This is a genomic window from Enhydrobacter sp. (assembly GCA_025808875.1).
Taxonomy (GTDB): domain Bacteria; phylum Pseudomonadota; class Alphaproteobacteria; order Reyranellales; family Reyranellaceae; genus Reyranella.
In genome coordinates, this window is sequence record CP075528.1 from 4,346,872 (window position 1) to 4,364,806 (window position 17,935).

18 protein-coding genes and 1 tRNA gene are annotated in these 17,935 nt (G+C 67.7%); 3 read left to right on the top strand and 16 right to left on the bottom strand.

Annotated features, from left to right (window positions below; genetic code table 11):
- Window positions 1-36 precede the first annotated feature (36 nt).
- From KIT25_21550 to KIT25_21580, 7 genes are read right to left on the bottom strand one after another with little or no spacing between them, the layout of a single operon-like run.
- Window positions 37-1,242 (bottom strand): ABC transporter substrate-binding protein, encoded by a 1,206-nt coding sequence (locus KIT25_21550; GenBank protein ID UYN94587.1) that lies wholly within the window; start codon window positions 1,240-1,242, stop codon window positions 37-39.
- Window positions 1,243-1,299: 57 nt separating this feature from the next.
- On the bottom strand, window positions 1,300-1,677 hold the full coding sequence (locus tag KIT25_21555) for a hypothetical protein (protein ID UYN94588.1): 378 nt from the start codon (window positions 1,675-1,677) through the stop codon (window positions 1,300-1,302).
- Complete coding sequence (locus tag KIT25_21560; GenBank protein UYN98015.1) at window positions 1,674-2,477, bottom strand: UPF0280 family protein; 804 nt, start codon at window positions 2,475-2,477, stop codon at window positions 1,674-1,676. The genes KIT25_21555 and KIT25_21560 overlap by 4 nt, the downstream gene beginning before the upstream one ends.
- Window positions 2,477-3,925, bottom strand: coding sequence for a 6-hydroxynicotinate reductase (locus tag KIT25_21565; protein UYN94589.1), 1,449 nt, complete (start codon window positions 3,923-3,925; stop codon window positions 2,477-2,479). Before KIT25_21565 ends, KIT25_21560 begins: the two co-directional genes overlap by 1 nt.
- Window positions 3,922-6,615, bottom strand: coding sequence for a molybdopterin-dependent oxidoreductase (locus KIT25_21570; protein UYN94590.1), 2,694 nt, complete (start codon window positions 6,613-6,615; stop codon window positions 3,922-3,924). The genes KIT25_21565 and KIT25_21570 overlap by 4 nt, the downstream gene beginning before the upstream one ends.
- Window positions 6,612-7,442, bottom strand: coding sequence for an FAD binding domain-containing protein (locus tag KIT25_21575; GenBank protein ID UYN94591.1), 831 nt, complete (start codon window positions 7,440-7,442; stop codon window positions 6,612-6,614). Before KIT25_21575 ends, KIT25_21570 begins: the two co-directional genes overlap by 4 nt.
- 58 nt (window positions 7,443-7,500) lie before the next feature.
- Entirely contained in the window at window positions 7,501-7,971 is a 471-nt protein-coding gene (locus KIT25_21580) for a winged helix-turn-helix transcriptional regulator (protein UYN94592.1), read from the bottom strand.
- Between the two features lie 480 nt (window positions 7,972-8,451).
- Between KIT25_21580 and KIT25_21585 the strand changes: the two genes are divergently transcribed.
- Complete coding sequence (locus KIT25_21585; GenBank protein UYN94593.1) at window positions 8,452-9,651, top strand: CoA transferase; 1,200 nt, start codon at window positions 8,452-8,454, stop codon at window positions 9,649-9,651.
- Here the strand turns inward: KIT25_21585 and KIT25_21590 are convergent.
- From KIT25_21590 to aroA, 6 genes are all read right to left on the bottom strand, one after another.
- On the bottom strand, window positions 9,638-10,615 hold the full coding sequence (locus tag KIT25_21590) for an ornithine cyclodeaminase family protein (protein UYN94594.1): 978 nt from the start codon (window positions 10,613-10,615) through the stop codon (window positions 9,638-9,640). The two genes, KIT25_21585 and KIT25_21590, sit on opposite strands and share 14 nt — an antisense overlap.
- On the bottom strand, window positions 10,612-11,013 hold the full coding sequence (locus KIT25_21595) for a DUF1049 domain-containing protein (protein ID UYN94595.1): 402 nt from the start codon (window positions 11,011-11,013) through the stop codon (window positions 10,612-10,614). Before KIT25_21595 ends, KIT25_21590 begins: the two co-directional genes overlap by 4 nt.
- Before the next feature lie 46 nt (window positions 11,014-11,059).
- Entirely contained in the window at window positions 11,060-11,395 is a 336-nt protein-coding gene (gene ihfB / locus KIT25_21600; GenBank protein UYN98016.1) for an integration host factor subunit beta, read from the bottom strand.
- A 111-nt stretch (window positions 11,396-11,506) separates the two neighbouring features.
- Window positions 11,507-13,237 carry a 30S ribosomal protein S1 gene (gene rpsA, locus KIT25_21605; protein ID UYN94596.1) on the bottom strand — a complete coding sequence of 577 codons (1,731 nt, stop codon included), beginning with the start codon at window positions 13,235-13,237 and terminating at the stop codon, window positions 11,507-11,509.
- 147 nt (window positions 13,238-13,384) lie between these two features.
- Complete coding sequence (locus KIT25_21610) at window positions 13,385-14,005, bottom strand: cytidylate kinase (protein ID UYN98017.1); 621 nt, start codon at window positions 14,003-14,005, stop codon at window positions 13,385-13,387.
- Between the two features lie 8 nt (window positions 14,006-14,013).
- The gene (gene aroA, locus KIT25_21615; GenBank protein UYN98018.1) at window positions 14,014-15,354 is read right to left on the bottom strand and encodes a 3-phosphoshikimate 1-carboxyvinyltransferase; all 1,341 of its coding nucleotides are present in this window, start codon (window positions 15,352-15,354) and stop codon (window positions 14,014-14,016) included.
- Window positions 15,355-15,509: 155 nt separating this feature from the next.
- Here aroA and KIT25_21620 point away from each other — a divergent pair, with 155 nt between their 5' ends.
- Window positions 15,510-15,875 carry a TIGR02300 family protein gene (locus KIT25_21620; protein ID UYN94597.1) on the top strand — a complete coding sequence of 122 codons (366 nt, stop codon included), beginning with the start codon at window positions 15,510-15,512 and terminating at the stop codon, window positions 15,873-15,875.
- Between the two features lie 56 nt (window positions 15,876-15,931).
- Window positions 15,932-16,007, top strand: a tRNA-Ala gene (locus KIT25_21625).
- Window positions 16,008-16,070: 63 nt separating this feature from the next.
- On the opposite strand, the gene KIT25_21630 is transcribed toward KIT25_21625, so the two are convergent.
- From KIT25_21630 to KIT25_21640, 3 genes are all read right to left on the bottom strand, one after another.
- Window positions 16,071-16,760, bottom strand: coding sequence for a helix-turn-helix domain-containing protein (locus KIT25_21630; GenBank protein ID UYN94598.1), 690 nt, complete (start codon window positions 16,758-16,760; stop codon window positions 16,071-16,073).
- A gap of 109 nt (window positions 16,761-16,869) precedes the next feature.
- Window positions 16,870-17,250: a response regulator gene (locus KIT25_21635; GenBank protein UYN94599.1), complete on the bottom strand. Its 381-nt coding sequence runs from the start codon at window positions 17,248-17,250 to the stop codon at window positions 16,870-16,872.
- Between the two features lie 82 nt (window positions 17,251-17,332).
- Complete coding sequence (locus tag KIT25_21640) at window positions 17,333-17,932, bottom strand: response regulator transcription factor FixJ (protein ID UYN98019.1); 600 nt, start codon at window positions 17,930-17,932, stop codon at window positions 17,333-17,335.
- Window positions 17,933-17,935: the final 3 nt, after the last annotated feature.

Consider the following 17,935-nt stretch of genomic DNA (forward strand, 5'->3'; position numbering starts at 1 on the left):
CACCTCCCCAGTGTGACTGGGGAGGAAAGGCCAATGCTAATTGCTCGGCCTCATCTTCCTGACCTCGTCGTCGCTCGGCAGGGCGTCCTTGCCGTCGACGAAGCGCCAGTCGGTCATGATGCCCTTGCCGTCCTTGACGCCGATGCGGCCGACATAGGCGCCCATGGTCGACTGATGGTCGAGCGCGCGATAGGTGACGTCGCCGAACGGCGTCGAGTGCGTGAGGCCCTTCATCGCCGCGACCAGCTTCTCCTGATCGAGCGAACCCGCCTTCTTGATCGCCGCGACTGCCGACTGCACCGTGGCATAGCCGACGATCGAGCCGAGCCGCGGATAGTCCTTGAACTTCTTCTGGTAGGCGTCGAGGAACTTCTGGTGCTCGGGCGTCTTGATGCCGTACCAGGGGTAGCCCGTCACGTACCAGCCGACGGGCGCCTCGTCCTTCAGCGGGTCGAGGTACTCGGGCTCGCCGGCGAGCAGGTTGAACACCTCGACTCCCTTGAAGAGGCCGCGCTGCTGGCCTTCGCGCACGAACTTGGCGAGATCGGCGCCGAACAGAGAGGAGAAGATCGCCTCGGGCTTGGCGTCGGCCAGCGCCTGGGTGACCGCGCCGGCGTCGATCTTGCCGAGCGGCGGCGCCTGCTCGCTGACGAACTCGACGCCCGGCTGCCGGGCCGTCAGCAGCTTCTTGAACGCCGCGGTCGCCGATTGGCCGTACTCGTAGTTCGGATAGACCACCGCCCAGCGCTTCTTGTTGAGCTTGACGGCGTCGGGAATGAGCATCGCCGTCTGCATGTAGGTCGAGGTGCGCAGCCGGAAGGTGTAGGCATTGCCGTTGTCCCATACGATCTTGTCGCTGAGCGGTTCGGCGGCGATGAACAGCGTCTTGCGCTGCTTGGCGAAGTCCGATACCGCGAGGCCGACATGCGACGGGAAGGTGCCGACCAGGAAAGCCACCTTCTCGCGGGTCAGCAGTTCCTCGGCGACGCGGACGGCGTCGCCGGGATTGCCGTTGTCGTCGCGGCTCACGATCTCGATCTTGCGGCCGAGCACGCCGCCCGCCGCGTTGACCTCCTCGACCGCCAGCTCCCAGCCCTTCTTGTAGGGCTCGAGGAAGGCCGAGAAATTCTTGTAGCTGTTGAGCTCGCCGATCTTGATCGGCTCCTGTGCGCTCGCCGGCGCGATCAGGGACAGCGCGGCCAGCGCCGTGGCACCGGCCAGCAGACGATTGCGTGTCAGCATCAAATCCCCCTCTGATGAAACGTCGAGACTGCCTCTGCGGCGCACCCTACCATCCCGTCACGAGGCAAAAGAAGAGCGGGCTTGGATGCCCCAATGCCCGTCCTGCCGCGTCACAATGTAGATCGTTTCGAAGGTGCCGATCAGCGAGCCGTCCCGCCGCCAGCGGCTGAATTTCACCTTCAGATGGACCTTGTTCTCGCCGACATGGATCGGCGTGCGCTCGTCCCAGGTACTGTGATGCCAGCCATCGCCGGCGCGGGCGCGGAAATCCTCGAGCCTGTAGTCGCCATGATCGGGCCAGACCGTCACCTTGCCGGCAGCCAGTCGGACATGCGGGAAGTTGCAGGCGTCGTTCGTGCCCTTCTCGTCGCCACGATTGAGGGCCGCGAGATAGTCCTCGAGAACCCTCAGGGCCTCCTGCAACGGATCGCTCATGCTGCCTCCCAGATTCGCCATTCGCCCTGCAGCGACAATGCCGCATCGACCCGCAAGCGCCGTGCCTCGGCGCATCCGCGCGCCAGCGCCGCAGCGACGACATCGGGTGGCAGACGACCGACCGCCGTCGTGACCGGCAGCACGCCGAGATCGCTGTCCGGATCGAGATCGCGGGCCGGGCGCCGCTCGATCGCCGGATGGTCGGCGTCGACTGCGTTGGCGACCACCGTCGCGGCGGCATCGGCGCCTGCGGCGGTCCTGCCGAGGATCGTCACACTGTCGGCGATGCCGCGCGAAAACGATCGTCCACTCCAGCCCGAGGTGGCGATGCCGCGCGCCGGCCGGCCGTGGCTCAGTCGCACGTCGCCATCGAGCGCCCGCACGAAGAGGCCAGCGCGCAACTCGTGGCCGGGCGCGAGATGGAAGGCGATGTCGCCGCCGTTGTTGACATAGGCCTTGTCCAGCGTCCGCCCGCGAACCAGCGCCTCCAGCATCTCGTCGGCCACCGCGCCGGCCACCGCCGCCATCGGCGTGATGTAGATGCCGCGATAAGGCCAAACCGCCTCGGCCATGCGCCGCGCCACCGGTCCACGCAGCCTCGGATAGTCGTCCGCCAGCGGCCGCCGCAGTTCGACCAGCTCGCCGACCAGCGTCGGCAGGATGTCCCCGAACCGGCCGGCCGCCTGGCCGCAGGCGCGCTCGACTTCGTCCGGCGCACCGAAGGCCTCGACGATCAGATCGATCGGCCCGTGCTGAAGATGCAGCCGGCCGTCGGCCAGGCGGGCGGCTCGAGGGCCGATCACGTGTCGACCCTCACCTTGTTCGCCCGCAGCACGTCCTCCAGCGTGACCGCGCGCGAGGCGTAGCCGCCGAGGGCGGCGTAGTCGTCGGCGCGCAGGGTGAATTCGATGGGCGCGACCAGCGCCGGCGTCGGCACGTAGCCGAAGGAATTCGCCGGCATCTGCGCCACGTCGACCATGACGGTGATGCCGCCGCCCGGCCAGACGAAGGCCGGCGCGCCGCCCAGCGTCACCTTGGTCAGCGCCGCGCGCACGGACCGGGTGAGGCGCACGGGATTCTCCGTCACCCCGGCGCGCAGCGAGCCGCCGGCGCCGGCCATGAACAGCACGGTGCAGAGCGCGGGCTCGCAATTCTCGGCGATGCGCTCCACCACCGCCCGCACCGGCGCGGGCATGGCGGCGGGACGGGGCTTCAGCTCGTCGTCGAGCTCGAACCAGGCGGAATGTTCGCCGGTCGTCGAGACCATGAGGAGCTTCAGCCCCGGCCACGCCTGCCTGGGATCGATCCTGTCGATGATCTCCAGCGGGTCGGACACGTCGGTCCCGCCCCAGCCGAGGCCGGGATTGGCGACCTGGAAGTAGCGGCCCGGAGTCGACTTGCGGCCGCGCACGCGGATGCCGGCCGGCTTCATGTCGAGGAACCGACCGCCCTGGTGCTCGCTCAGCACGCCGGTGATGTGGTCGTCGACCACGATCACCTCGTCGACATGGTCCCGCCATTGCGGCGCGAACATGCCGATGGCGGCCGAGCCGCAGCCGACGCGCATGCGTTCTTCGGTCGCACCGTTGACGATGGGCGGTCTGTCGGCCTGAACCACCACCGTCGAACCGCCGTCGATCGCGACCTCGACCGCCTCCTTGCTGCAGAGCGCCAGCAGGGCATCGCAGGTCACGACGCCCTCCTTCTTGCTGCCGCCGGTAAGGTGGTGCACGCCACCCAGCGACAGCATCTGCGATCCATACTCGGCGGTGGTCACATGGCCCACCGCTTCGCCCTTCACCCGCACCGTCGCCTGCTCGGGACCGAGATAGCGGTCGGTGTCGATCTTCACCTTGACGCCGCAGTAGCTGAAGATGCCCTCGGTCACGACCGTGACCATGTCGACGCCGTCGTGCCTGGACGAGACGATGAAGGGCGCGGGCTTGTAGTCGGGATAGGTCGTGGTGGCGCCGATGCCGGTGACAACGGCGCCCTCGCCCCTACCCAGGACATTGGCGCCGGGTTCGCCCGCCCAGCCATCGCTGCCCTCGACGAAGGCGACGCGCGCCAGCCCCGGCTTGGCCAGCAACACCAGCGGATCGACGCGGACCAGCCTGCCGTCTTCGTTGGCGTAGCGGTCGCAGGCACCGGCCCGGTCAGGCCGGATGCGGCACAGCACCGGGCAGGCGTCGCAACGGACGATGCCCGCCTTCCGCTCGGTCTCCGTGAGCGTCAGCTCGTCGCTCATCGTCCCCTCTCCCGGGCCTGCTCGCCGGCGAGGATCGCCTCGCGCAGGCGGTGCGGCAAGACCGGCACGCGCGTCATGCGCACGCCGGTGGCGTGGTGAATGGCGCCCAGGATCGCCGGCGCCGTCGGCACCAGGCCGGGCTCGCCGACCCCCTTGGCGCCGGACGGACCGAGCGGCTCACGATCCTCGATCAACAGGCAGTCGATCTCGGGCACGTCGCCGATCGTCGGGATCAGGTAGTCGTGCAGGTTCTCGGTGCGGCCGGGCAGGTATTCCTCCATCAGTGCCAGGCCCAGCCCCTGCGCGATGCCGCCTTCGATCTGTCCCTCGACCAGCGTCGGGTTGATCGCCTTGCCGACATCATGCGCCGCCACGACGCGCAATACCTTCACCGTGCCCAGCTCCATGTCGACCTCGACGACGGCGATTTGCGCCGCGAACGCGTAGGTGGCGTAAGGCACACCCTGCCCGTCGGCGTCGAGCGGCGTGGTCGGCGGGTCGAACGTGCCCTCGCCCGTCAGCGCGCCGATGGCCGCGAGGTCGAGGCTGCGGACGATGCCGCCGTCGTGCACCTTCAGCGTGGCACCTTCGAGCGACAGGACGGCGTCGGGACCCGTGTTGGCGAGCCGCAGGATCTGGCGGCGCAGGTCGAGGCCGGCGAGCTCGGCCGCCTTGCCCGACACGAAGGTCTGGCGCGACGCCGAGGTCTTGCCGGCGTCGGCGGTCAGATCGGTGTCGCCCGACACAAGCTCGAACCGCGACGCCGGCAGGCCGAGTGCGTCGGCGGCGATCTGCGTCAGGATGGTGTTGCTGCCCTGGCCGATATCGACCGCGCCGTTGTAGAGCGTGAGCGTGCCGTCGACCGCCAGGCCGACCCGCATGCGCGACGGATTGGACATCGAGGTATTGCCGATGCCGTACCACATGCAGCCGATGCCGACGCCGCGCCGGAACGGCCCGTCGTGGCGAACCTCGGCCAATGCCGCCTTCCAGTGCGGTCGGAGCGCGTCGAGGCAGGCGGCAAGTCCCGCCGAATGCGCGAGCGTCTGCCCGGTGGCCGTCGTGTCACCGACCCGTAGCGCGTTGCGATGGCGAAACTCCAGCCGGTCGATGCCGAGCCTGTCGGCCAGCGCATCCATCATGGCCTCGTGGGCGATGGCGGCCTGCGGCACGCCGAAGCCGCGAAAGGCACCGGACGGCGGCCCATTGGTGAAATAGGCCGCGCCCCGGCTACGGACGTTGGGCACCGCGTAGGGACCCATGGCATGCACCGGAACGCGGTTGGCCACGGTGGGCCCCCACGAGGCATAGGCGCCGGTATCGAAGGTCGCGGTGACGTCGCAGGCGACGAGCCTGCCCGAGGCGTCGCAGCCGAACCGGGCGGCCACCCGCGCCGGATGACGCTTGGTCGAGGCGGCCATGCTTTCGGGCCGCGTATAGACCATCGCCACCGGCCGGCCGAGCTTCCAGGCCGCGAGGGCGATCAAGGGCTGGACCGAGAGATCGAGCTTGCCGCCAAAGCCGCCGCCGCAGGCGGTCGGCACGATGCGCACCTGCTCGGGCGCGAGCCGCATCACGCTCGCGACCTCGTCGCGATCCATGTAGGGCGTCTGGGTGGTGGCGTGGATCTCCAGGCGGTCGCCTACCCGCTCGGCCCATCCGGCTTCGGGCTCGATGTAGGCATGCTCCACGAAGGCCGTCTCGAACACGCCCTCGGCCACGGCAGCGCAACGGGCGAACGTCGCCTGCGGGTCGCCCCGTTTCACGCCGCCCTCCAGCAGGAGGTTGCCGGGCTTGTCAGCCTGCACCAGCGGCGCGTCGGGCGCCATCGCCGCTTCGATTCCGGTGACGGGCGGCTCCGCGTGCCACTCGATCGGCACGTCTTCGTCGCGCACGGCGAGCACCTCGTCGCGCTCGCCGACCAGTGCGACGACGGCCTCGCCGCGATAGCGCACCCGGCCCTCGGCGAGGACCGGCTGATCCTTGATGTCGGGATAGATGCCGTAGCCATTGAAGGGCACGTCGGAGGCGGTGAGTACGGCAACCAGTCGTTGGCGCAGCGGCATCAAGTCACCCAGGGAGAAATGCGCGCGCGCATGCGGCGAGCGAATGACTCGAATCCAGAGCGCATCCCCGGGGATCGCGTCGGCCCCGAACGTGTCCCGGCCGGCGACCTTCGCCCAGCCATCTACCCGCGCGAGACGCGCACCCACCGCATGGCCGCTCAGTGGAGCCGCAAGCTCGATCGGTCGCGACGCCGACATCACTGCCTCGACGATCTTGGCGTAGCCAGTGCAGCGGCACAGGACGCCACCCAAGGCATCCTCGACCTCGGAGCGTGTCGGCGTCGGCCGTGTTGCCAGAAGCTCGCGAGCCGCCATGAGCATGCCGGGCGTGCAGATGCCGCACTGCGCCGCGCCATGGGTCAGGAAGGATTGCTGCAGGCCGTCCGGCTCGACCTGCGCCTCGATGGTGTCGACGGTCCTGCCCTCGACCTGCCCGGTGGCGACCAAGCAGGCGCAGACCTGCCGGCCGTCCAGCAGCACCGTGCACGCGCCACAATCGCCCGCGTCGCAGCCGACCTTGGTGCCGGTCAAGCCGAGCCCATCCCGCAACGCCGTTGCCAGACGGATCATGGGCGACCCGGAAAATGTCGTGGGCCTGCCGTTCAGCGTGAAGCGGATCGTCATGCGGCGAGTCCGGACAACAGACGGCGCAACACGGTGACGACCGCGTCTGACCGATAGGCGGCACTGCCGCGGACGTCGTCGATCGGCGCCAGAGGACCGAGATGAGCGCGCGCCACGACGGTACCGAGGTGCGGACCGACCGGCGCGCCGAGGAGCGCCTCCTCAAGGGCCGGCAGGCGTTGCGCCACCGCCGAGCAGGCGCCCACCGCGACACGCGCCGCCGCCACCCGGCCATCCGCCGCTTCGATCGTGGCCGCCGCCATGACGATGGAAATCACGAGATATCGGCGCGCGCCCAGCTTCAGAAAGGCGCTGCGCGCCGCACGTCCCGGCTGCGGCACGAAGACGCCCGTCACGAGCTCTCCGCTCCGCAGCGCCGTGCGGCGATTGCCGACGATGAACGCCGCAATCGCCATGCGGCGTTGTCCGAATCGGCTCGCGATCTCGACCTGGGCGTCGAGCGCCAGCAGCGGGGGCACGCCGTCGGCGGCCGGCGAGGCGTTGCAGAGATTGCCCGCCAGTGTGCCGGCATTCTGGATCTGGCGACCGCCGACCTCCCGGGCGGCCTGCTTCAGCCCGTCGAACAGAGGCGGCAGTGGGGTGTCGGCCAGTTCGCGCCAAGTCGTCGTGGCTCCCAGTCGCCATCCGTTTCCGACCGGTCGGATGCCACGCAACTCCGCAATGGCACCGATGTCGAGAACCGTCTCGCTGACCACCCGTCCGACCCGGGCCGGAAAGAAATCCGTTCCGCCCGCCAGCACCGTGCAGGGCCGGTCGAGCGCCTCCAGGGCCTCCTCGAGGCGGTGCGGGCGGAGGTAGTCACCCATATCGTTCGTGTACGTACGATGACCGCGCGCTTCGCATGAGTCAAACGCCGCCCGTTGCTCAGATGATCTTGGACAGGAGCTCCAGGAGCTGGCGCTGTTCGGCGCCGTTGAGCGGCTTCAGCGTCTCGCGCGAGACCGCCGGCCCGTTCATCAGCAGCTTGTTGACGACCCGCTGACCCTCGGTTGTAAGGCTGAGCAGGGTTCGCCGCGCGTCGCCCGGATCGGGACGGGAATCGACCAGGCCGCGTTCCTTGAGGCGACGCACCACGCCCTGCATGGTGGCCTTGTCCATGCCGACCAGACGCCCCAGCAGGTTCTGCGACAGCTCGGTATATTCGTTGAGCTTCACCATGCTCGAGTACTGGGTCGGCGTGATGTTCGGATCGCCGATCGAGACTTGGAAGATCGCGCTTGCCCGCTGATGCGCCCGTCGCAGCAGATAGCCGATTTGCTCCTCGATGCGGTATGGCCGTGATGCAGTGCTCGTGACTGCTTTGGGCTCTTGCTGTTTTCTTGCGACGTTCCGCATCGCCCCCCGCCTCTTCTGGTTCTTCGCTACACCGACTCAACGCGTCGCACAACGGTCACATAACACCTCAGTATGGCGGTGAATGCGTCACCCTCTTGACTCGTACCGCAAGGAGGTGCAACGCGCCGCCGATTGATCGCCGGCCACCGATCGGTCACCGCCACATCCTTCTTCCGGATGCTCGTCACCGGCGCGATGGATTGCGCAGAGATCGAAGAGTTCCGCCCCTGTGACGAAAGTCTCTACTCGCACGCAGGCCGCTGCACGAAGGGACTCGCCCCGACTTTCGTCGAAGGTGGCGATCTCATCGACGTTGCCCGAGGCGACCGGCCGGCTGCTGCCACAGCAAACCAATGTCGAGAGCCATCGTCCCTACAGATGGTGTCCCGCTCCGCGTCGGCCCGGATACATTGCGTTGCCGAGGTGACGTGGAGTCATCGCAATGGCAGTGTCGGTTCTCGACTCATCACGGGAAACATCATGGCCGGCGCACTCGAAGGCATTCGCATCGTCGATCTCACCAATATCATCCTGGGTCCGTACGGGACGATGCTGCTGGCCGACCAGGGCGCGGACGTGATCAAGGTCGAGGCGCCGGAAGGCGACGCCGTCCGTCACATCGGCAAGCCCGCCCGGACCGCCGGCATGGGACCGACCTATCTCTACGTCAATCGCAACAAGCGCTCGCTCTGCCTCGACCTCAAGAACGACAAGGCACGGGCGGCCCTGTTGAAGCTGGTCGCCACGGCGGATGCTTTCGTCCATGCCCTGCGGCCGCAAGCCATCGAGGCGCTGGGCCTGGGCTACGAACAGATCCGCAAGGTCAGGCCGGACATCGTCTATGTCGGGGCCTACGGCTACTCGGCAGATGGCCCTTATGGGCGGCTTCCCGCCTACGACGACGCCATCCAGGCCCGCTTCGGCATCGCCGACCTGATGGGCCGCGCTGCCGGCGACGATGTTCCCCGGTATCCGCCGACTATCATCGCCGACAAGACGGTAGGGCTCACTTTCGCCTTTTCGACGCTGGCCGCCCTCATGCATCGCCAGCGCACGGGCGAGGGACAATTCGTCGAAGTGCCGATGTTCGAGACCATGGCGGCCTGGCTCATGGTCGAACACTTGTGGGAGCGCACCTTCGACGAACAGGGTGCGGTCGGCTACACGCGGCTGCTCGCCCGCACGCGCAAGCCGTTCCGAACCAAGGACGGCTGGATGGCGATCCTGCCCTACATCGACAAGCATTGGCGCAACTTCTTCGAGATCGTCGGCCGCCCCGAGGTCCTGAAGGACCCCAGATACTCGACGCTCAACTCCCGTTCGCTGCACATCAACGATATGTACGCCATGGTCGAGGAACTGGCGCCGGCCAGAACGACGGCCGAATGGGTGAGCCTGCTCGATCGGGCCGAAATCCCCAACGCGCCGGTCAACCGGCCCTCCGACCTGTTCGACGATCCCCATCTGGCGTGGCGCGAACTCTTCAGGAAGTATCCGCATCCCAGCGAAGGCGACATTCTGATGGTCGAGCCGCCGATGCGCATGAGCCGCACGCCGCCGGCGATCCGGACCATGGCGCCGCTCCAGGGCGCCGATTCGCGCGCAGTCCTTGCGGAGGCGGGGTTGGACACCGCCGAGATCGACGAGCTGAAGCGCATCGGCGCCCTTATCGAACCGTGACCGCCAGTTCCGCGGCCGCGAGATCCTCGAGCGCGGCACCGACCGACTTGAACAAAGTGATCGTCGTGCCGTCGCCCGCCAGGCGACCGCTCTGTTGCCCGCGGGCGAGTTCGAACAGGTCGGCGATCACATCGTCCTCGGAGATCGTGCCGTTGGCGATTGGCTGGACGATGTCGCCCGCTTCCTTGAGGGCGCCGGCGCGGGTGTCGACGAAGACCCGCGCGCGCCACACCGCCTTGTCGTCGCTCTCGCGCATCTGCGGCGTGTAGGCGCCAACCAGGTCGAGATGCTGGCCCTCGTGCAGCCATTCGCCCTCGACCAGCGGCTCCTTGGCCAGCGTCGCGCAGGACACGATGTCGGCCCACGCCACGGCGTCCCGGCGCTCGGCGGCGACCCGCACCTCGATCGGACGCCCAAGCGCGGACGGAAGCGAGCCGGCGAGCTCGGCGGCGAGCCGCTCGGCCTGTTCCCGGCGCCTGCCCCAGATGGCGATCGCCTGGATCGGCCGCATCTTGGCGTGGACACGGGCGAGGTGAGGCGCGAGGGCGCCGGTGCCGATCACCAGCAGCCGGCTCGATTCCGGCCGCGACAGGTAGCGTGATGCAAGGCCCGAGGCGCAGGCGGTGCGCCGTTTGGTGAGCGTGGTGCCGTCGAGCAGAGCCAACGGCACCCCGGTCCGACCATCGAGCAGCAGATACTCGCCGTAGATCGAGGGAAGGCCACTCTTACCGTTGTCGGGGAACACCGTGACGACCTTGACCCCGATCCGCCCGAACGGTCCTTGGGTCCAAGCCGGCATGAGCAGCAGCATGGCATCCGACGACCCCGGGCCGAGCGGCGCCTTGACCGGATGATGGTGGCGTGTCGGCATCTCGCAGCCAGCGCGGAACTGCGCCTCGAGGCGGTCGATCAGCGCCACGTCGTCGAGGGCCGCGTCGACTTCGGCAGCCGACAGCGACCTCAAGAGAACGGGCCCCGCGTTGCCGGCTGGGCCAGTTCGGGTGCCACCAGCGCGCTTTGCCGCTCCATGGCCTTCTGTTCGCGGCCCGCCGGAGCGGCCGGATGGACGGGCTGCCGCTGCGCCAGCGCCTCGCGCAGGCGGGCCACCTCACGCTCGAGACGCGCCACTTCGCGCGTCTGGTCGCGGGCCCGGCGGCGATGGCGGCGCTCTACCCACCATTCGATCGCCAGGCCCGACAACACGCCCAGCAGCAGGAGGAAGATCACCAGAAGATAGAGCGGCAGCACGACGAGGTGAGGCAGCGGCCACAGCGCGAGCTGCACGGGCTGGCTGTTGCTGACGGCGATCAACACGCCCAGCAGGACGAAGAGCACGAAGAGGGCGCGGGACAGGATTTTCATGCGGCGGCCAGCATGGCACATCGCGGCCGCCCGAAGCGAGACGACGCTACGTCTTGTCGCCCGTCGATTCGCCGGCCGGGGCCGCGCCGGCGGCGCGCTGCGCTTCCTTGTTCAGGCGGTCGCGCAGATCCTTGCCCGTCTTGAAGTAAGGCACCCGCTTGGAGGCGACCGCGACCTGCTCGCCCGTCCGCGGATTGCGGCCAGTGCGCGGGTCGCGCTTCTTCACCGAAAACGCGCCGAATCCACGCAACTCGACTCGGTCGCCGTGCGCGAGTGCTTTGGAAATCTCGTCAAAGACCGTGGCGACGATCCGCTCCACATCCCTTTGATAGAGATGGGGATTCCGGGCCGCCAGGCGGGCGATCAGCTCCGACTTGGTCATTGCCGCAACAATAGAGCAAAATTCACCTGCCTTCAAGCCTAAGCCCTTGAATCAAAAAGAAAAGGCCGGTCCCTCGGGACCGGCCTCGTGTTTTTGATCGCAAAAAACGACTTATTTGCCGTCTTCGTCCTTCTTCTGGGCCCGGCTGAGCGCGGCCCCCAGGATGTCGCCGAGGCTGGCGCCTGAATCGGACGACCCGAAATCGGCCATCGCCTTCTTCTCCTCGTCGAGCTCGCGTGCCTTGACCGACAGCACGACGCGGCGCGAGGCCTTGTCGATGTTGGTGATCTTGGCGTCGAGCTTGTCGCCCAGGGCGTAGCGGTCCGGGCGCTGCTCCGAGCGGTCGCGGCTGAGCTCGGACTTGCGGATGAAGCCCGGGATGCCGTCCTGCACTGTGACGTCGATGCCGTTGTCCTGGATGCCCGCCACGATGACGGTGACGACATCGCCCTTCTTGGCAACCGAGCCCACTTTCTCGAACGGGTCGTTGGCGAGCTGCTTGATGCCGAGCGAGATGCGCTCCTTGTCGATGTCGACGTCGAGCACCTTGACCTTGACCTGGTCGCCTTTCTTGTAGTCGCGGATCGCCTCGTCGCCCGCCTTGTCCCAGCTCAGGTCGCTGAGATGGACCATGCCATCGATGTCGCCGGGCAGGCCGACGAACAGGCCGAACTCGGTGATGTTGCGGACCTCGCCCTCGAGCTCGGTGCCGGCCGGGTATTTCTCGGCGAAGCTCTCCCACGGATTGGCCATGCACTGCTTGAGGCCGAGCGAGATGCGGCGCTTGGACATGTCGACGTCCAGCACCATCACTTCGACCTCCTGCGAGGTCGACACGATCTTGCCGGGATGGACGTTCTTCTTGGTCCAGCTCATCTCCGACACGTGCACCAGGCCCTCGACGCCGGGCTCCAGCTCGACGAAGGCGCCGTAGTCGGTGATGTTGGTGACGCGGCCCTTGAGCTTCAGTCCGACCGGGTACTTGGCGCCCGCGCCGTCCCAAGGATCGCTCATCAGCTGCTTCATGCCGAGCGAGATGCGCTGCGTCTCGGGGTTGAAGCGGATGACCTGCACCTTGACCTGCTGGCCGATGGTCAGCGCTTCCGACGGATGGTTGATGCGCTTCCAGGCGATGTCGGTGACGTGCAGCAGGCCGTCGACGCCGCCGAGATCGACGAACGCGCCGTAGTCGGTGATGTTCTTGACCACGCCGTCGAGCACCTGGCCTTCGCCGAGGTTGCCCATCAGGCGGGTACGGTCCTCGGCGCGCGTCTCCTCCATGACGGCGCGCCGCGACACCACGATGTTGCCGCGACGGCGATCCATCTTGAGGATGGCGAATTGCTGGGCCTGACCCATCAGCGGACCGACGTCGCGCACCGGGCGCACGTCGACCTGGCTGCCCGGCAGGAACGCGACCGCTCCCGACAGGTCGACCGTGAAGCCACCTTTCACGCGGCCGAAGATGATGCCCATGACGCGCTCACCGTCGGTGAACGCCTTCTCGAGAAGCGTCCAGGCCTCCTCGCGACGCGCCTTCTCGCGCGACAGGACGGCTTCGCCGTCCTTGTTCTCCATGCGATCGACATAGATGTCGACCGTGTCGCCTTCCTTGATTTCCGCGTCAGCGCCGCCGTTGGCGAACTCGCGCAACGGAACGCGCCCCTCCGACTTGAGGCCGACATCGACCACCACGAAATCGTTGGCGATGCGGACGACACGGCCTTTGACGACCGTGCCTTCGAAGCTCGCCGAACCGCCGAGCGATTCGTCGAGCAGTGCGGCGAATTCGGCGCTCGCGGCGTCGTTCGCGGGTTTACGCAGGGCGCTGCCCTTAGCCATTCAATACCTCTCCTTCGTCGATCCCGGGCGAAACGCTGCCGCCCGTCGGCCAACCGGTTGATCCGGCGGATCCACTGCCTTGAAACGCCGCGGCCGGCTTCCGACCGCAATCGCCGCTGTGTCGTTTTTCGATCCGCCGGCGGCGACTTACGGCCCGGCCGATCGAAAGCCCTTGCGCGCCATGAATGCCAAGGCTGCGGCGAAGGCCGCGTCGGCATCCATGTCGCTGGTATCGAGAACGTAGGCGTCGGGTGCGGCCTTCAAAGGGGCAGCCGCCCGTTCGCTGTCGCGACGGTCCCGCTCCGCCATCTCGGCAAGAACGCGCGGTTTTATAGTGTCGCCCCCCCCTGTGCGCAACTCCTGGAAGCGCCGCTCCGCCCGTGCCTCCAGGCTGGCCGTGACGAAGAGTTTCACGGGAGCATCGGGGCAAATGACAGTGCCGATATCGCGGCCATCAAGCACGGCGCCGCTTGGCTGTCCGGCAAATTCCTTCTGGAATCTCAACAAGTTGGCACGGACGTCGAGAAGTGCCGCCACTTTCGAGCCGGCCTGCCCCGCCTCGTCGCCGCGCAGGGCGGGATCGTCGAGATCGGCCGGGACGAGCCCGGCCGCGATCTCGGCCGGTGCGCGGCCGGTGCGGGCCGCCAGCAGGCCGACGGCACGATAGAGAAGCCCCGTGTCGAGATGGGGCAGGCGAAAATGCCGGGCGAGCCGCCGGGCGAGCGTGCCCTTGCCGCTGGCCGACGGCCCGTCGATGGCGATGATCAGACGACCGCTCACGCCGCCTCGATCTCGGCGCCGAGACCCGTCATGAGCGGCACGAACCCCGGGAACGACGTGTCGATCGGCGAGCCGTCGTCGACCGCCACGCCGTCGCGCGACGCCAGCCCCAACACCAGGAACGACATGGCGATGCGATGGTCGAGATGCGTCGTCACCAAGCCTCCACCGGGCGGCGAACCGCCGCAACCGTGAACGACCAGCGTGTCGGCGCCCATCTCGTGCCTGACGCCGTTGGCGTGCAGGCCCGCCGATACCGAGGCAAGCCGATCGCTTTCCTTGGCGCGCAGTTCGGCGAGGCCCAACATGCGCGTGCTGCCCTCCGCACAGGCGGCGGCGACGGCGAGGATCGGATACTCGTCGATCATCGATGGCGCGCGCTCAGGCGGCACCTCGACGCCCTTCAGTCCGCCACCTCTGACGCGGAGATCGGCCACCGGCTCACCGCCGACCTCGCGGCGATTGTCGAAGTCGATCCGCGCGCCCATCTCGAGCAACGTCGCGTACAGGCCGGCGCGCAGCGGGTTGAGCCCGACATTCTCGACCAGCACGTCGCTGCCCGGCCGGATCGCGGCGGCGACGACGGCGAAGGCGGCCGACGAGGGATCGCCCGGCACGACGATATCGCGACCGCGCAACTCGGGCCAGCCGACCACGGTGATGCGCTTGCCGTGCGCATCCGCGGGCTCGACCCGGACCTCGGCGCCGAAATGGCGCAGCATGCGCTCGGTATGGTCGCGCGTGGCCTCGGGCTCGATCACGGTCGTCTCGCCCGCCGTGTTGAGGCCGGCCAGCAGCACGGCGCTCTTTACCTGCGCCGAAGCGACCGGCAGTCGATATTCGATCGGCACCATCTCGTCGGTGCCGGTGATGGCGAGCGGCATGCGTCCGCCCTCGCGCGCGACGAAGCCCGCGCCCATGCGCGACAGCGGATCGATGACGCGCTGCATGGGACGGCGCCGCAGCGAGCCGTCGCCGGTCATGAAACTGACGAACGGATGGCTCGCCAGGATGCCGGACAAGAGCCGGGCCGAGGTGCCGGAATTGCCGAGATCGAGCACGTCGGCTGGCTCGCGGGCGCCGCCGACGCCGAATCCCCGGACGCGCCAATTGGCGCCGTGATGTTCGACCTGCGCGCCGAGCGCGCGTAACGCCGCGGCAGTGCGCAGCACGTCCTCGCCCTCGAGCAGGCCGGAAATCGCGGTCTCGCCCAGCGCCAGGGCGCCGAACATCAGCGCGCGATGGGAGACCGACTTATCGCCCGGCGCGCGCACGCGACCCTCGAGCCGCGGCACGGGCCGGGCAATCAGCTTCTTGGCAGCAGCAGAACCGGACAGGGCACTCTCCTGGGGCCGCAAATCGCGGCAAAAAGGCGGCGCGGCGCCCTCCTAGCATGCCGGAATTTGGTTTTGACAGGGTGAAAAGCCCATGACATACGCCGTCCCTCGCGGCCGAACCGGCCTCGTTTCAGCGAAATTCCAGGAGAATCAGCGTGGTCAAGGCGTCCTGGGGCACCAAGCGCACCTGCCAGAGCTGCAGCGCGCGCTTCTACGACCTCAACAAGAGCCCGATCAAATGCCCCAAGTGCGGGCGCGAGCACGATCGCGAAGACTTCGTGAAGGTTCGGCGCGGCCGTGCCGCCGCCGCGGCCACGTCGGCCGCGGCGGCAGCCGCCGCCGCGCTGGCCGCCAAGAATGCCGCCGCCAAGAAGAAAAGCGACGAAGCGGCGCTGGCGGGAGACGAGTTGCCCGATGTGGAAGCGGACGACGATGCGTTGGAAGATACCGACGATCTCGCCGACGAGGCTGAAGACATCGAGGTCGAAGTCGAGAACGACAAGGGCGAGGGAGACCGCTAGCCGGCCGGTTGCCAGCCCGGGGCGCAGGAACTATACCTCGCGCCCGCACCAGTTTCGGGGCCATAGCTCAGCTGGGAGAGCGCTACAATGGCATTGTAGAGGTCAGGGGTTCGATCCCCCTTGGCTCCACCAAACGCAAAGGGCTCGATCGCTTCCGGTCGAGCCCTTCTCGTTTTCCGCCTCGGCGCGGGCACCCTAGGCATTCATTCCCTGAAGACGTCCCTTGTCGGCAAGAACGATCGAGCGGCTGGACGCGGCGACCTTGATCAGCCCCCGGCGCGCGAACTCCGTCAGGGTGCGCGACACGGTCTCGATGGTGAGACCCAGATGGTCGGCGATGTCGGAGCGTTGCATGGGCAGTTCGAAATGGTCGTCCTCGTGCATGCGGTCGGCCATATCGAGCAGGAAGCTCGCGATCTTCTCCTGGGCGGTCTTGCGGCCGAGCAGCAGCATGTGCTCCTGCGCCCGCTCGAGATTGCGGATCATCGACGACATCACCTGATCGCCGAACCCGGGATGGTCGTGGGTGAGGGCATCGAGCCGGCTGCGGCGGAAGGCCACCACGGTCGCGCCGTCGACGGCTTCGGCGCAGAACCGGTGCTCGGCACCCGCCTCCAGGCCGAACAGGTCGCCGGCGAGGTGGAAGGCGTCGATTTGACGACGTCCGTCGCTCAGCAGCTTGTAGGTTCGCACGGTCCCCGACACGACCTTGTAGAAGCAGTCGGCCGGGTCGCCCTCGGCGAAGAGCTCCTCGCCCTTGCCGAGAACGTGGGTCGTTCCCAGCTGGCGGTCGTCACCGCCGTTCTTGAGCGTGGTCAGGCCACGGATCACGACGGGGGCGGGAACCTTGGCGGCGGGGCTGTGGCTGGCGATCGAAGTGCGCATGGTCATCTCCCTCAAGAACGCGCCCTTGGTACCGGCCGGCCGGTCATCCGAACATTCGGGTATTGAACTACGGGATTCTACGTAGGCGCCGATGCCGCGGCAGCGGCCATCAGGCGAGGTCGACAAGGGCGCGCCGGATGCTTTCCAGCAGCGCGGAGTCCGACAGCGGCTTCTCCAGGATGCGGTCGACGCTGACGCGACTGGATCTCGACCGCAACTCGGCGCTCACGGGTTCGCTGACGATCAGGATCGCCGGAAGGCCGACCCCCCGCGCGCGCAATGCCTCGATCAGCTCCAGGCCGTCCATGGCCGGCATGCGCAGATCGACGACGAGGCAGGCCTTGGTCGGCAGGCTCTTCTCGGCAAGCAAGGCCTTCGCACGCTCGTAGATGCGCACACCGTATCCTTCCACCTCGAGCGAGAATTTGAGGGCGCTGCGAACCGCGGCATCGTCATCGACGAGAAGCACAGTTCCAGAATGCATCGGCATGCGACAATCCAGATTGAAGCCAATGCAAGATATTTCACGACGCCGGCAATGGGGCCTTGATCTGACGCAAATGGCGCGCTCGCTAGCGTGAATCGTCCGCCATCAGCGTCATGCGAACCAGTTCCGACAGGCTGTCGGCCTGCATCTTGGTCATGACGTTGGCGCGGTAAACCTCGATCGTGCGGGCACTGATGCCGAGTTCGTAGGCGATGATCTTGTTGGGCTTTCCTGCAACCAGCCCGGCCAGCACATCACGCTCTCGGTGCGACAGGATCTTGAGCCGGTTCCGAACCTCGACGGCACGCGACTGCCGCTGGTGATCATCGGCATTGCGAGCGAGCGCGGAGCGGATCGCGCCAAGCAGGACTTCGTCGTCAAACGGCTTCTCGATGAAATCCACCGCGCCGGCCTTCATGGCCGAAACGGCGAGATGGACGTCGCCGTGTCCCGTGATGACGATCACCGGAATCTTCACGTCCAGCTCCTTCAACCTGCGCTGCAATTCCAATCCGTCCATCTCGGGCATCCGGACGTCGGTGACGATGCAGCCATCCTGAACGTCCGGCAATGTCCTGAGGAACGCGACCGCGGAATCGTGCACGCGAACCGCGAGTCCCGCGGTCGCCAGCAGGAACGCGAGGGACTGGCGCACGTCGGCGTCGTCGTCGATCACATGAACCACCTG

Coding starts and splice junctions, on each gene's coding strand:
- KIT25_21565 (UYN94589.1), bottom strand. CDS start 3,925: ATGAGCGACGAGCTGACGCTCACGGAGACCGAGCGGAAGGCGGGCATC.
- KIT25_21575 (UYN94591.1), bottom strand. CDS start 7,442: ATGGGTGACTACCTCCGCCCGCACCGCCTCGAGGAGGCCCTGGAGGCG.
- KIT25_21595 (UYN94595.1), bottom strand. CDS start 11,013: ATGAAAATCCTGTCCCGCGCCCTCTTCGTGCTCTTCGTCCTGCTGGGC.
- rpsA (UYN94596.1), bottom strand. CDS start 13,237: ATGGCTAAGGGCAGCGCCCTGCGTAAACCCGCGAACGACGCCGCGAGC.
- ihfB (UYN98016.1), bottom strand. CDS start 11,395: ATGACCAAGTCGGAGCTGATCGCCCGCCTGGCGGCCCGGAATCCCCAT.
- KIT25_21630 (UYN94598.1), bottom strand. CDS start 16,760: ATGCGCACTTCGATCGCCAGCCACAGCCCCGCCGCCAAGGTTCCCGCC.
- KIT25_21550 (UYN94587.1), bottom strand. CDS start 1,242: ATGCTGACACGCAATCGTCTGCTGGCCGGTGCCACGGCGCTGGCCGCG.
- KIT25_21570 (UYN94590.1), bottom strand. CDS start 6,615: ATGACGATCCGCTTCACGCTGAACGGCAGGCCCACGACATTTTCCGGG.
- KIT25_21635 (UYN94599.1), bottom strand. CDS start 17,250: ATGCCGATGCATTCTGGAACTGTGCTTCTCGTCGATGACGATGCCGCG.
- KIT25_21580 (UYN94592.1), bottom strand. CDS start 7,971: ATGCGGAACGTCGCAAGAAAACAGCAAGAGCCCAAAGCAGTCACGAGC.
- KIT25_21585 (UYN94593.1), top strand. CDS start 8,452: ATGGCCGGCGCACTCGAAGGCATTCGCATCGTCGATCTCACCAATATC.
- KIT25_21555 (UYN94588.1), bottom strand. CDS start 1,677: ATGAGCGATCCGTTGCAGGAGGCCCTGAGGGTTCTCGAGGACTATCTC.